Origin of the sequence: Brumicola blandensis (genome assembly GCF_031846165.1) — a bacterium.
In the GTDB taxonomy this organism is placed as follows: Bacteria; Pseudomonadota; Gammaproteobacteria; order Enterobacterales; family Alteromonadaceae; genus Glaciecola; species Glaciecola blandensis.
Map to the genome: position 1 here is coordinate 800116 of NZ_JAVRIE010000001.1, position 15128 is coordinate 815243.

Genomic DNA, 15128 nt, shown 5'->3' on the forward strand with positions numbered 1-15128 from the left:
GTTTACTCGCTTATACTCTCATCGAAGGTTGACACAAATTGTGCAACAAGCGCTTCTAATCCAGCTTTGTCATCTTGGTCAAATCTATTGTGTACAGGACTATCAATATCTAGGACACCATATAGCTTGCCGGAAGCCGAAATAATGGGGATTACAATCTCAGAATTAGAAGCAGCATCGCAGGCAATATGGCCGTCAAATTGATGTACATCGTCTACTAGTAAGGTACTTTGTGTTTCTGCGGATGTGCCACAGACGCCCTTTCCCATTGGAATACGTATACATGCTGGTTGACCTTGGAATGGACCTAATACTAATTGCTCTTCTTTGAACAAGTAGAAACCGGCCCAGTTTACCTGAGCTAGTTGATTGTAGAGAACCGCTGAAATATTCGCCATATTCGCAATGCGATCCGGCTCCGAATCAATTAAAGCAGCAACTTGAGCATTAATTAACTGATAGTGTTTTTGTTTATCGTTCATTCATTCTTATATATAGCTGTGGAGATACTACGAAAGCGACATAAAATACTATTTATGTGCCAAGTAAGGCCTCTGCGTTTAGGTTACAGCGGAGTATAGTAGCACTCGCTCTAAATCTTATAGAAGCCTTTTAAAGGACTTATTATTTTTAATTGTATCTATTTGTGTCAACGTTCATGTTTCAAGCAAATCGTCTTTTTTATGACAGTTTTACGCCGTTTATTTATACACCTTTATACCAGCGCTTAACACGAGCCCGTCACATAACTCCTTAACCGAAGAACCAGTAACTCACCATGATGGCCGTAAAAATACCTGCACCATCAGCAGCTAGACAGCAACCAACAGCATATCGACTATGTTTGATGCCGACCGCCCCAAGATAAACCGCGAGCACATAAAATGTGGTTTCAGTTGAGCCTTGCATCACAGATGCAAGTCGCCCAGCAAAAGAGTCGGCACCATGATGTTGCATCGTTTCTATCATCAACGCTCTTGCACCACTGCCGCTCAAGGGCTTCATCAATGCATTAGGAACCGCGTCAACAAATCGCGTATCAAGACCAACAGCAGACACCATATAGGCAATGCCTTGCATAACCATATCGAGCAGGCCGCTTGCTCGCAGCATACCAATGGCAAACAGCATTGCGAGCAAGAATGGAATGATAGTAATCGCGACTTCAAAACCCTGCTTAGCGCCGTCGACAAATAATTCATAGGTGTTTTTCTTCTTGCGCCAGCCTAGGACCAACACTAGAACGATAAATAGCAGTAATAAAAAGTTAGCGACCAAGGATGACTGTGAGGCCAATTGCTCTGCCGCTAAATTTGAAAAATACAAAATAATCGCAGCCAATAGACTAAAGACGCCGACTAAATACCCGAGCACAACTCGATTAAACAGATTTACTTTCTGTACCGCACAAGTGATGAACAAACCAGCTAAGGTAGAAGCGCTTGTGGCGAGAAGAATTGGGATAAAAACATCTGTAGGCTGCGCGGCTCCCTGTTCTGCTCTATAAAGGAAGACGGCAATTGGAAACAAAGTCACTGATGATGTATTTAGTACTAGAAACAAAATTTGAGAATTAGTTAAGGTGTCTTTCACTGGCGCGAGGCTTTGCATATCTTGCATCGCTTTAATACCGAATGGCGTGGCAGCATTATCTAGCCCAAGCACATTAGCTGACATATTCATTGTGATGCTTCCCAAGGCTGGGTGCCCTTTCGGAATATCAGGCATAATGCGGCATAGTAAAGGTTCGAGAACTCTTGAGAATTTAGCGATTAGGCCTGAATGTTCAGCAACTTTAAATATGCCTAACCAAAATGCAAGCAAACCGATCAAACCTATCGCGATATCAACACTCGTTTTTGCCATGGACACAATCGCATTCATGACTTCTTCAAACCCGCCTAAGTCACCTGTAATCGCCACTTTTGCGCACGTGGCAATAAACGCACTTACAATAAAGAATAGCCAGATTTTATGTAACATTTAGTCCCTTGTTTATTTTCGTTATTATTGGGTCTCGGTGCATTAGTATATGTGAACGAAGGTAATTTGGTAGAACAAAATCCATATGATTGTGGAAAAATCTGTGGATAAATTGTTTATTTCCTATGTGTAAACTGTTCACAAATAATTAGCTAAGCTACTGACTTTAAAAGGTTTAGATTTCACAAATATTGTATGCTATGTTTATGTTATTGAAGTTTCATAAATTAATTGCAAAAACCTGTTTATATTTTACTCAGTTTTAGTCTATTATATCTGTCCGATTAATTTTGTAACACGCTTCTCCCTGATATGGACGTTGTACTCAAATACGTAGTATCGGTTAAGCATGATTGGTTTGAAAGACAGTTGTTTACTAATTGTAATTAACCAAGTGTATTAGTAGTAAAAGTTAGCGCACGGCTCAGTAATGGGCCATTCCCCTAAGCCTGGAACTTTTGTTCCGGGCCTTTTTATTTCTGGGCTTGTGTTCTAAGCATTGCGATTCATAAATGTGACTATTCTTGAACAGTCAGGTCGGCTTCGAAACGCTTAGCATTCTCTTGGTAGTGTTCCGAAGACTTTTCCAGCATTACCGCTTGAGCTTCATTTACCTGCTTTACAATTTTGGCTGGCGATCCCATCACTACTGAATAGTCAGGAATTTCCATTCCCTCTGTGACCAGTGCATTGGCGCCAATAACACAATGATGTCCAATTTTAGCGCCGTTCAATACCACCGCATTGATACCGATAAGAGAATAGTCACCAATAGTACAACCATGAAGCATGACTTTATGACCTATTGTCACACCTTTGCCTATTTGCATCGGGTAGCCATAATCGGTGTGCAGCACAGAACCGTCTTGAACGTTGGATCCTTCGCCCACCTCGATGAGATCACAGTCACCTCTTATCACCGCATTAAACCAGACGCTAGCATTGTCTTGTAAAATGACTTTTCCCATCACTTGTGCGCTAGGTGCAACGTAGGTGTTATTGCCCAATCTGACTTTTTCATTGCCTAGTTGATAAATCATGTTTTTACTCCTACTTAATTTGTCTCATTAACCCTTCTTGCATCGTTGTCGCAACCAACACACCGGATTTATCAAACACTTTTCCTTGAACAATTCCTCTACCAGTGCCACTAAAAGGACTTTCCATTTCGTACAACAACCAGTCATCAAAAGAAAAGGGCTTGTGAAACCAAACAGCGTGGTCAATCGTGGCGAGCCGGAGTGATTTGTCATGCACCGCTAAGCCGTGAGGTTGTAGAGACGTACTCAGAAAATGGTAATCCGATGCATAAGCTAAGGACGCTTGATGCACGCTCAGAGGACAATCCATTTTGTCTCTGCCTTTCAGCCAAATACAACGCTTAGGATCTCGCTTTTCGGCAGTATATGAATTTGCCGAATCGACTGTTCGAATATCTACTGGGCGATGGTAGCTTAATGATTCTTTCATGCGCTCGGAAAGGCGTTCGTAATTGTCTTCGTAAAATTTTATATCTTGGGCAACATCATCAGGTTCTGGCACCTGCGGCATGTTAGCAAACTGATGTGATAAGCCCTCTTCCGGTCGCTGGAAGGAACACGTCATGTCAAAAATTGTCCGGCCATTCTGAATCGCTTTCACTCTTCGAGATGAAAAACTACGTCCATCTCTGACGTTTTCAATATCGTAAAGCACCGGTTTTTGCGCGTCACCCGGTAAAAGAAAATAGGAGTGCAAACTGTGGATGACATGATCTGGATCGACCGTATGATAGGCGGCAGCAATAGACTGCCCCAATACTTGTCCGCCAAATAAGGCGCGAAACCCGAGGTCCCAGCTTTGGCCACGAAATAATCCATCTTCAATCTTTTCTAAATCGAATAGGTGTTCAAGTCTTGCTTCTGACAACTTACTTTCTCCGTTTTGGATCTTTAGGGTAATAGTGTTCTTTCGCTACTTCTTGATGTTCGAAGAAACGCGTATCTTTGTAAGGCAGTTTCATAAATCCCGAAATACCAAGGCCATCTATTTGTGGAATAAGGTCGATAATTTCCTTCAATAGACTCCTGAATTCTAGCTCCATATTGTGATCTAGCAAGGTATAATAGTTATGAATTTTAAGATGTTTTGGTAATGCTTCAAAAATAATACAACCGGTGTGATGAATTGCGTTCAAACTCTTAATTTTTGCCATTAATGCTTCTGGCAGTTTTAGTAGTTCATCCGGATCTTCGCCATCTTCAAAATACGAGTGCATTCTGCTCTCATCTTCTGATAATGATACTTTACTCAATTCATATGGAATCTCTAATTGAGCATGGGGTTTAAAGGCCGCTTTATCACTTCGGCGCTCTACATGCAGCGTGTTTTTTGCATTGAACATACAACTTTTAAAAACACCACTTCGAGTGATCGCTCGCGCTAGATTGATGACATTGTCAACGCTTCTGTCGAACGATAATTTAAGGCTTGGATCAAAAAGATTTAAGCTTGAATCAACGAAGATGCCCTCTTCTTCCCAACGAATTGCCAAACCACCCACAACAGGATATTTACCGAGGCGACTCACGGCAGCAATAAATCCTTTTTCTGTTTCACCCATCCCTTGTAAATAATTTTTGTAATAACGTTCAAATTGGGCATCATCTACGTAATTGAGATCATCAAGATTAATGCCGTCTTGTTGGCGTAGATAAGATTTCCTTGAACTGTAAACCACCGTTTCAATATCTTTCACTTCTTGGTGGATCCAGGTAGGAACCATGCAAGGTTTTTCATTAACCTGGTCATCAGCGAATAATAAATGACGAAACCTTGGGTAGTTCACAAGCAAGTAATCTCCTGCTTGCTCTCGCTCTTTTCGCTCGTCACTCATCAGATGTTGTAATACCTTAGCGAATTCTTTCGGTAAGCCCAATGCGCTGGGTGGAATTGCTAAACGACCATAGCGAGAACTTTGACCAGAGGCTAAGGCATAAAGCGTACTCGCTAAACCTTGTTCATCAAATCGCGGGCTGGATAGTTTTCCATTCAATTGGTCATCGCCGATAAAATATACGTCGCCAAGCCGAGCATTGGTTTCTTGAAGGTCAGAAGACATCAAATCCATCACATTGGTTGTAATAGTTTGACCGTTTGTATCAATCTGGGCAAACACACATGACCCCCAGTCAATGAGGCTTACCGCTTCGTTTTCACTATCCCAAACTAAATTTGAAGGCTTAATATCGCCATGTACGATGGGTCTGAGCGCGCCGCCTTGAGTAAACGCTCTTAAAAACGCCAAAATTTCACATAGCTGTATCGCAATTTTTATAATTAAGCGAGGAGGCAAAGGTCCGAATTGAAGTGAGTATTTTTCAAAATCAATCCCCTTTGCTCGCTCCATTACCAAAATTGATTGCTTTTTAATTTGTTGAAACTCTAACAACTTTGGCACGTTTGGGTGAATCACTAAGGCTTGCATGAACGCTTCTTCTTCTAAGCGATCTTGAATGTGTTGCGGGAGCGTAATACGGGAAAACTTAAAGACCAATTGCTCTCCATTTTTAGCCGTGCCAGAGAAGGCAAAACCAAAGGCTCCCTTACCAATCATTTCAATATCAATATACCCAAGCTTTTCCAATTGCGACATACACAGATTGACCCAATTCTTTAGCTTTTTGGCATCTTTATGGGATAGCAAATAGATCGATTGGTCGTCTGGAATGTAGAAATGCTTGATGGGAGCTGACTTAGATTGATCCGGCATGATAATTACTTCTGTGCTTCAGTTTTCAACCAAGATACGCCGCAGTATTCGTTCGCATCACCGGATAAGCATGAACATAGTTGCTGAATCAGTTCTTCTAACTCTTCAGCTAGCTGCCACGGTGGATTGAGTATACACATACCAGAACCATACATACCTGTATTTGGACTTGGCGATGACGGACTAAAATACACGTTTAACACCGACTTTACTGGCAATTCAGCTAAGGACGCTAACATTAATTTGCTCAGTTTTGCTTTGGGGTTTGCAACGATCTCTCCACTTTTATAGTCAACACGTTGTGGGGACAATAGTGGGTACCATATTGCGTAACTGCCTATCGGCCATCGTTTTACAGCGACCTTCATCTGTTCAAGAACTTGAGTGTATTCCTCAGCATTTTCGTAAGGAGGATCGATGAGTACCATACCGCGGTTAGGCGAAGGCGGTAACATCGCCTTTAATGCTTCAAACCCATTTCTATTTTGCGCTTTTATTATCGAATGTTTACTGTTGCTCTGTAGTTCATTAAACGCTTGAGGATGCAACTCACAAGCAAACGCAGTATCGTGGTCTCTCAAAAGCTCATCTGCAATCATAGGAGAGCCTGGATACTGAGAAGATTGTTGATACGGCGCAACCACTGTTAAGTAATCGGCAATCAAGCCTTCAAGATGATTAGCGCTGTCATTCAAGTTTTTAATACCTGTATTGGCTTCCGAATTCTTAAGAGCCTGCTCAGAATTCAAGTGATACACACCAGAGCCCGCGTGGGTATCAAGGTAGAACATCGGTTTCGATTTGACAGTAAGCTTTTTGAGCATGGACATCAAAGTGATGTGTTTAAGCACATCTGCGTGATTACCTGCGTGATATACGTGTTGGTAGCTAAGCAAAGATTAAGCATCCTTCATAAAAAAAGACCCGCTTCGCGCGGGTCCTGATTCGATACGAGTATCCTAATATTACATCTAAGTTCCAGAAATAGCAGTCCTTACTTTAAATGCATCAACATAAGTTGAGGTGATTGTAGATAACTCATCCACAAGTTGTTAAAACGCACCATGGTTGCACCGTCTATCACCCGATGATCACCAGACCAATTGAGCATCATGATACTTTGCGCAAATACCTCACCGGTTTCGTCAAATCGAGGGAGCTTTTGCGTTTTACCCAAAGCTACTATTGCAACTTCCGGCTTATTGATCACAGGTGTTGCTGTCATACCGCCAATCGCGCCAATATTGGAAATGCTGATGGTACCATTTGATAGGTCTGCGTTAGATAGCTTGCCCTCTCTCGCAGAAGCAATAATGCGGTCGCATTCTTTAGCAACTTCAAATAACGATAGGTTTTGTACATTTTTGATGTTCGGGACTAATAATCCGATCTTTGAGTCGACTGCCATGCCTATATTATGAGAACGCAAGTAGTGTAGCTCTGTCTCATCTTTATTCAATCGAGAATTTACTACCGGGAACTCATGTAAAGCCAATGACAGTGCTTTTATGAAAAAAGGCATAAAGCTAAGCTTTACCCCTTCCTTTTCGAACTGTGGCTTAAGTGCTTGCCTTAAAGCGATGAGTTCATCCATCACCAATTCATCTGAGACCGTAAAATGCGGTATCGTCGTAACACTGGCAAGCATTTGTTTTGCCATAGCAGCCTTAATACCGCGCATCGGAATCGTTTCAAGTATGTCTGAACTTTCACTTGTATTAACCAAAGTAGAATGCGAGCTACTTTGTGACTTGTTTTGGCTTGACGGTCCTTTCTGAGCATTGTTCGACAAAAAGTGCTCAATATCCTCTTTTAGGACTCGGCCTTTCTTACCGCTGCCAGCAACCATACTTAAGTCGACATTTTTCTCTCTGGCGACACGTCTCACCGCTGGGCTCGCTAGCGCTTTGCCATTTTTGGTATTTGATACCTGACTGGCAGACGCCTCCTGCACTGTTTGCTGTTCTTCAGTCGTTTGAATTACACGCTCCGGCTCGCCACTAGCGATAGTTGCTGAACCAGCGATTGTTTGGTCGAACAATGGCGTGTGCACCTGTGCAATATCGCCCTGTGCATAATGCAACTTAGTCACAACACCTTGATGCTTCGCTGGAATTTCTACTACAGCCTTATCGGTCATGACTTCGACAACCACTTGGTCTTCCTCAACCAAATCGCCTTCTTGAATGCACCACTTCACAATCTCACACTCAACAATACCTTCACCAATATCTGGCAGAATGAACGCCTCTTGCTGGCTTCCTTGTTGATTTATTTCATGAGACGCTAGCTTTTCAACACTTTCTTCGATTACGTTATTGGTCGATTCAGTGACATTTTCAGAAACGCTTTCTGTGCTCGCTTCACCCTCAATATCCATTGCGAACAATGGCTCATGGACCTTTGCAATATCGCCTGTTTTATAGTGTAGCTTGCGCACAACGCCTTTGTGCATTGCTGGTATCTGGACAGTTGCTTTATCGGTCATGACTTCGGCAACCGGCTGATCCTCTTCTATTTGGTCGCCTTCATTGACTAACCACTCAAGAAGTTCACATTCAACAATACCCTCGCCAATATCGGGTAGAATAAATTCGTTCATGGTACTTCCTTAATAGTTCATCGTGCGCATGATAGCTTCGAATGTTTTCAGGTGGTCTGGCATATACTCTTTTTCATGTGCCAAAGGATAAGGCGTATCAAGACCACACACTCTCGCAATGGGTGATTCTAAATGCAGAAAGCATCTTTCTTGTACAGTGGCAGCGATTTCACTTGCAAATCCACCTGTTAACGGAGCTTCATGATTAATCAATAGACGACCGGTTTTGCACACCGATTCACAAACAGCTTCCACATCCCAAGGTAGAATACTCTGCAAATCAATCACTTCACAAGACACTCCCTTCTCACTGGCCATGGCGGCTGCTTTTTCAATGATTTCTACTTGAGCTCCCCAAGCCAGTAAGGTGATATCACTTCCGCTTGAGACAAGGTCGGCTTTGCCCAAAGGTAACTCGTAGTCTTCCTCTGGCACTTCACCTACTGAGGCACGATATAGTTTTTTCGGCTCCATAAATAACACGGGGTTGTCATCACGAATAGACGATAATAATAGACCTTTCGCTTGACGAGGATTGCGTGGAATAACGATTTTCATTCCAGGAATGTGCGCAAAGAAAGCCTCTGGCGACTGTGAATGATAGTGACCGCCAGCGATTCCGCCGCCATACGGCGTTCTAATGGTCAACGTTCCCGTGGTAAATTGACCGCCCGAACGGTAGCGCCATTTGGCGGTTTCATTCACGATTTGGTCAAATGCGGGGAAAATATAATCACCAAACTGAATTTCAGCAATTGGCACTGAGCCCTGAGAAGCCAAACCATTGGCGAAACCAATTATGCCTTGCTCTGTTAACGGAGTGTTGAAGCAACGACCTTTACCAAATTTCTCTTGTAAATTACTTGTGGCTCTAAAAACACCGCCGAAGTGGCCTACGTCTTCACCAAACACCATGACTTTTTCGTCTTCCGTCATTGCAGTGATCAGCGCGTTGTTAATCGCTTGGAGTAAGTTCATCTTTGCCATTACTTAATTCTCCCTGCCGTCTTCGGATAGTGTTCTGGATAACGTTTAATATGCTCTTTGAGGCTTGAAAGTTGTTCTTGTAGGTGCCAAGGTGGCGTATCGTATACATCCTCAACAATATCTTCTATTGGCGCTACGTCGACTTTTTCAGCTGTTTTTACAGCGGCAAGAATATCTGAGCGAGATTTATCTAGGAACTGCTCTGTCGCTTCCTTATCAAACCACCCTTTTTTATCTAGCCAGCGAGTGAAGCGATCGATAGGATCCTTCGCACGCCATTTTTCTTCTTCGTCTTTCGAGCGGTAACCTGTGGGATCATCACTCGTCGAGTGTGCTGCCAATCTGTAGGTCATAGCCTCAATAAGCACAGGGCAATTCTCGGCAAGCGCAATCTCTCTCGCTTTCTTTGTCGCAGCATAAACAGCTAGGACGTCATTGCCATCTACTCTGATCGTTTTCACGCCATATCCAATGCCCCTAGATGCAATACCATCACCTTTGAACTGTTCCTCAGCTGGCGTTGAGATGGCATAGCCATTGTTTCGGCAGAAGAATATCACTGGACAATTTAAAACAGCCGCCATATTCACACCAGCGTGAAAATCACCTTCAGAGGCTGCGCCTTCTCCAAAATAACAAATGGTTATTGCATCGTTACCCGCCATTTTTTGACCGTAAGCATAACCGGATGCCTGTGGTATTTGAGTGCCGAGTGGAGAAGAAACAGTCATGAAATTCAGCGTTTTATCACCATAATGAATTGGCATCTGTCTGCCTTTATTCGGATCAAGCTTATTGCTAAACATCTGGTTCATAAATTGTTCGGTTGTGTAACCGCGATATGCAAGAGCACCTTGTTCTCTGTACTGTGACATGATCATGTCATGCTCGGAAAGTGCCGCTGCACTGCCAACCGTAGAGGCTTCCTCACCTGTACATGATAGATAAAAACTAATACGACCTTGTCGTTGTGCACCAACCATACGCTCATCTAGCAAACGAATATACTGCATTGTGGACGCTATTTTTTTAGCCGTCGTTTCATCTAAATGTGGTGTTTCATCTGGGTTTGTCTCGCCGCCTTCTTGGTCAAGCAATTGAATCATTGGTATTTCTAACAAGCCATTTTCGATAAGTGCGACCTCGTGAGTCGTTTTCACATTCGAAAGGTGATTTCTGTCTTGCATTATCAACATCCATTAGAGTTTTATTTAAGCGTATATAGTAGTTAAGCTTTCACCCTACTGTTTTGCTAATTTTTTTATAAATATTGCTCAAGCGATGATATTTGTTCTAATTTAGCCCATGTATTAGAGTATTCATCCTATATGTTAAAAATTTGATAATAAAAGCGGTCGAGCATGTAAAAAAATAGCGATGTAAGTATCACAGCTCACAAGCTTGCTTTAATTTACATACCCTTTTTAATGCGCTTGCCGATATACACTCAATAGTAAGGACCCATTGATTGATATTCATTTCTTGTAAAGAATAGTTGCTAGGATAATCCTTTCGACTTTGCGAAATATTTCGCTTATTTTTGAAAAATACAGTATCAATTTATGCTGCTAAGCCCGCTGTGCGGCTTTTTAATTTCGTTTGGAGGTTGATTTGTTTAAACAAACGTCACTGGCAATGTTAATTGCTTTCGCTACAAACCCATCGTTTTCTGCCCCTGTTGCCGTGCCACAAAAGGACACTGCCGGACCAGCAAAAACCATGGCTAAACCAGCTTATCTACAAGCTGAAAGTTTCATAAGCAACATGGAAGATGCTCAAGGCCAGCATGTGTACATTGTTCATTTTAACGACGCTCCCATTGCACTCTATAACGGCGGTATTCCCGGCTTATTAGCAACAAAACAAAGCGACAGTAAGCTCCAGTTGAAATCACCTGAAGTTCGCAGCTACACTACTTATCTAAACGAACAACATCAGCAATTTTTGAAAGCTGCCTCCGCGACGATAAAAAACTTCAAACCTATTTTCACCTACAAATACGCATTTAATGGCATGGCCATACGTGTTACTCAAAACCAAGCGGCTCAATTAGCAAAATTACCCTATGTATTGAAAGTCGTAAAAGACAGAACGTATGCACTAGATACCGATACCGGCCCAGAGCTCATTGGTGCGCCACGCGTTTGGTCTGGCGTCGCCCTTGATAGTGGTGTCGGAAACTATGGTGAGGGTGTTGTTGTCGGTATTATCGACTCGGGTATCAATACCGACCATCCTTCTTTTGCAGACGTTGCTGATGATGGCTACGACCATACCAATCCCTTAGGAGCAAATAATTATCTAGGTGATTGTGCTGGCGAATTCGCCAATTTGTGTAACGACAAGCTGATAGGGGTTTACAGCTATTCAGTCATTACAGATACATATACCGATACAGACGTTTTCCCAGTTGGGCTAGCGCAAAACGGGGAAGATTATGGTGGCCACGGGACCCATGTTGCAGGCACAGCTATTGGTAATACATTGCTAGATGTGCCCGAGTCTTTACCTGAGTTTGATGCTGAAGAAAGTGACGGCATTGCAACTGGATTTGTGTTTCCTCGGATATCTGGCGTTGCACCACGAGCTAATGTGATTTCTTATCAAGTATGTTGGGGTGGACGCAGTGACGCGGGAGATACCTATGGCGATTGTACCGGTGCAGCAATAAACCAGGCAATTGAAGATGCCATTGAGGACGAAGTTGATGTGATCAATTATTCAATAAGTGGCGGTGGCCAACCTTGGAATAGTTCAACGGAAATGGCGTTTTTGTCTGCACGCAATGCTGGTATTTTTGTGGCGACATCGGCTGGAAATAGTGGGCCAGATGCTGGAAGTACAAGAAAGCATGCACCTTGGTACACGGCAGTTGCTGCTGCAGAGCATGGCCGAAGTATTTCTTATGCGAAACAAATAGGTAACTTTACAGGTGGGAATACCGGCTTACAAACGCTCACCGGCGTGAGTAACAGTGATGGTATTACAGCCCCCATTGTTTATGCAGGCGATTTTGAAAATCCAAATGATCCAGGTAATGACAGCGCGCAGTGTCTACAACCCTTTCCTGCCGGCACATTCAGTGGACAGATTGTTGTCTGTGACCGTGGTGAAATTGCGCGTGTTCAAAAAGCGGTCAATGTCAGAGACGGTGGCGCTGGCGGCTATGTCCTTGCCAATGTTGTAGGAGGAGCAACCAACATCGTTGCTGACCAATATGTTGTACCGGGCATTCACATTGGTAGTTCTCAAGGCACAGCGCTACGCAATTGGTTAGCCGCAGGCACTAATCATGCTGCAACTATTACCGCGTCCTCAGGCCAGTTAGTGGTAAACGAAGCAAGACAGGATGTATTAGCTAGCTTTTCGTCTAAAGGACCGAACAGCAGTATCAGCACATTATCTCCGACCATTGGCGGGCCGGGCGTACAAATTTACGCTGCCTACGCCGATCAACAGTTTGGCCATGATGGTCATGAGCCCTCAGCTGGCGATTATAATTACTTGTCCGGCACCTCTATGTCGAGTCCACATATTGCTGGTGCCGCAGCCCTACTTAAGGCTGTGAACCCTGAATGGACGCCAGACAACATTCGCTCGGCACTTGCTATGACAGCCTCACGTACCGTTAAAAAGGAAAACGGTGTCACTGCCGCTGATTGGTTTGATTCAGGCTCTGGTCGTGTTCAAGTCGACTTGGCCGTTGAGGCCGGTTTAGTCATGGAAGAAAGTGCGGCTAATTATTTGAATGCAAACCCAAATACTGGTGGTGATCCTAGAACGCTTAATATTCCTTCGATTACTGATAACGATTGTGTGCGCACTTGTTCATGGACACGCACGTTTACTGCCACTAAATCTGGTAGCTGGACAGTCAGCGCAGAGGAAATATCTAATGATATTTCTATCTCAGTCTCTCCAAGCACTTTTTCACTGTCTGTTGGCGAAAGTCAGACAGTCACGACGACAATTGATGTGACTGCAGCGACAAGTTCTACATGGCGCTTTGGGGCAATCAATTTAACGGCGAACGGACAGCCTGATTTGCATTTACCTGTTTCTGTGATCCCCGCTAATGGTTCAATACCTGAACTCATTAGCACTACGGCAGGACGCGACGCAGATTCCTTGTTGATCAAAAATGTCGAAACATTAGCGCAAACTAACTTCAGAGCAACAACATTTGGCTTTACGAAAGCAACGAACCTTGATGGCCAACTGGCTCAAGACCCAAGCCCGGGAGAACCATTTGATGATACGGCCGTGGGCATTGATTTATATGAGTTTACTGCAACGTCTGAAACACAAAGAGTCGTTGCAAGAGTCACAGAGAGCTCAGCACAAGATATAGACTTGTTCTTGGTATTTGATGCCAATGACAATGACATACCTGAGGAATCTGAAGTGGTTGCAAGCAGTCTTAGTTCTGGCGCAATCGAGAGTATAGACGTTGATTTAGACGATCTGAGTGCAGGTAGACATTGGATTGTGGTTCAAAATTTCACCGCCTCTACTGATGGTGAAAGTGATACTTATGGGCTAATGTACGCTGTAGTCGATCAAGAGGACAGCACAATTTCTTTAAGTGCCGACGTGCCTTCCTCTGTAGGTAGTGGTGTTCCATATGATGTCCGATTAAATTGGGACCTTGGGGCCAGTGATGCTGGCGATAATTATTTTGGCGTCATTGGCTTTGGCACAAACGGTAACCAAAGTGCAGTTTCAAGAACGGCAGTGAACGTGCTTAGAGGTGAGAACGATGTTCAGCTTGATACCACAAACCCGAGCATAAACATTGGACAAGCCACCGAGTTTACGATCGATATTCTTGGTACCAGCTCACCTGAAAACAGAAACTACGATGTTACCTTACCGATTCCGAATGGGTTTACGCTTGTTCCGAGCTCTGTTCAACAAGGCGGCGCAATATCTGGCGAAGAGGTCACTTGGAATGTAACGAAACGTGCCGATGAAGCTGAAGCCGAAACGCTTAGCTTTGAGTTAATACCCTCAGCAGATATTAGTGACAATGACCTGAGCTTCGCTATACGATCTGATGTCACTAACATTCAAGTTGCCCAATCAGAAGAGTCGATATTACGTACTGCCTTGCAGATTGATAGACCACCTGTGATTAGTATTGACGGGGCACAAGACGCTAACTTCAGTGTATTTGAAACATTGTCCTTATCAATCACAGCAGACGTCAGTGATCCGAATGGAGACCAGCTAACGGTTAATTGGGAACAAATCAGCGGTCCTGATGCCGTTTTGAGTAGCCCAAATGAAGCGACACTTGGTCTAATAGCACCTCAAGTAAACCAGCAAGAAGTGATTGTACTGCAAGCAACCGTCAGTGACCCACAAGGGAACACCGCAACCGCAAGTGCAACGGTAACAGTCAATAATAATGAGGCACCCACCCTTACAATTACGGCACCAAGCTCAGTTGTCGGCGGAACAAGCTATACGGTAAGTGTCAGTACAAGTGATCCAGAGGGTGATAACGTGAGTGTTACCATTGATGGTGTTTCGGGGACTAGTCTGACGCGCACAGCACCCAATAGTGCGGGCACATTGAACCTTGAAGTTGTTGCGAGCGATGGTATCAATGACGTTACTGAAACAGTCAGTATAACCGTGACAGCTGCTCCAAGCACTGGCGGAGGAAGTACCGGTGGAAGCAGCGGCGGCGGTGGTAGCCACTCATGGATTAGTTTACTCCTGATCCCGTTTATTGCTTGGCGTAGGCGCCAGTCTAGCGAACGCCGGAGCTAAACGACCTGGTAAATGGAAATAAAAAGA

General features: G+C 43.7%; 10 protein-coding genes. 1 reads left to right on the forward strand and 9 read right to left on the reverse strand.

The annotated features are described in order from the left end of the window. Positions 1-2 precede the first annotated feature (2 nt). The 9 genes from RM544_RS03490 to RM544_RS03530 all read right to left on the reverse strand — a co-directional run bounded on the left by RM544_RS03490 (position 3) and on the right by RM544_RS03530 (position 10510). Positions 3-482 (reverse strand): GAF domain-containing protein, encoded by a 480-nt coding sequence (locus tag RM544_RS03490; protein WP_311360371.1) that lies wholly within the window; start codon positions 480-482, stop codon positions 3-5. 271 nt (positions 483-753) lie between these two features. Beyond that, positions 754-1983 carry a nucleoside recognition domain-containing protein gene (locus tag RM544_RS03495; protein ID WP_311360372.1) on the reverse strand — a complete coding sequence of 410 codons (1230 nt, stop codon included), beginning with the start codon at positions 1981-1983 and terminating at the stop codon, positions 754-756. 518 nt (positions 1984-2501) lie between these two features. Beyond that, on the reverse strand, positions 2502-3023 hold the full coding sequence (locus tag RM544_RS03500) for a gamma carbonic anhydrase family protein (RefSeq protein ID WP_311360373.1): 522 nt from the start codon (positions 3021-3023) through the stop codon (positions 2502-2504). 10 nt (positions 3024-3033) lie between these two features. Beyond that, a complete protein-coding gene (locus tag RM544_RS03505) occupies positions 3034-3891 on the reverse strand; it encodes an acyl-CoA thioesterase II (RefSeq protein WP_311360374.1) in 858 nt (285 codons plus the stop codon). Position 3892: 1 nt separating this feature from the next. Beyond that, positions 3893-5734, reverse strand: a complete 1842-nt coding sequence (locus tag RM544_RS03510) for a protein kinase domain-containing protein (protein ID WP_311360375.1) — start codon at positions 5732-5734, stop codon at positions 3893-3895. 5 nt (positions 5735-5739) lie between these two features. Continuing rightward, positions 5740-6630, reverse strand: coding sequence for a 23S rRNA (adenine(2030)-N(6))-methyltransferase RlmJ (locus RM544_RS03515; RefSeq protein ID WP_311360376.1), 891 nt, complete (start codon positions 6628-6630; stop codon positions 5740-5742). Between the two features lie 98 nt (positions 6631-6728). Next, complete coding sequence (locus RM544_RS03520) at positions 6729-8336, reverse strand: dihydrolipoyllysine-residue acetyltransferase (RefSeq protein ID WP_311360377.1); 1608 nt, start codon at positions 8334-8336, stop codon at positions 6729-6731. A gap of 9 nt (positions 8337-8345) precedes the next feature. Beyond that, positions 8346-9323, reverse strand: coding sequence for an alpha-ketoacid dehydrogenase subunit beta (locus tag RM544_RS03525; protein ID WP_311360378.1), 978 nt, complete (start codon positions 9321-9323; stop codon positions 8346-8348). Then, entirely contained in the window at positions 9323-10510 is a 1188-nt protein-coding gene (locus RM544_RS03530) for a thiamine pyrophosphate-dependent dehydrogenase E1 component subunit alpha (RefSeq protein ID WP_311360379.1), read from the reverse strand. Before RM544_RS03530 ends, RM544_RS03525 begins: the two co-directional genes overlap by 1 nt. A gap of 424 nt (positions 10511-10934) precedes the next feature. On the opposite strand from RM544_RS03530, the gene RM544_RS03535 reads away from it, so the two are divergent. Next, complete coding sequence (locus RM544_RS03535) at positions 10935-15101, forward strand: S8 family serine peptidase (protein ID WP_311360380.1); 4167 nt, start codon at positions 10935-10937, stop codon at positions 15099-15101. Positions 15102-15128: the final 27 nt, after the last annotated feature.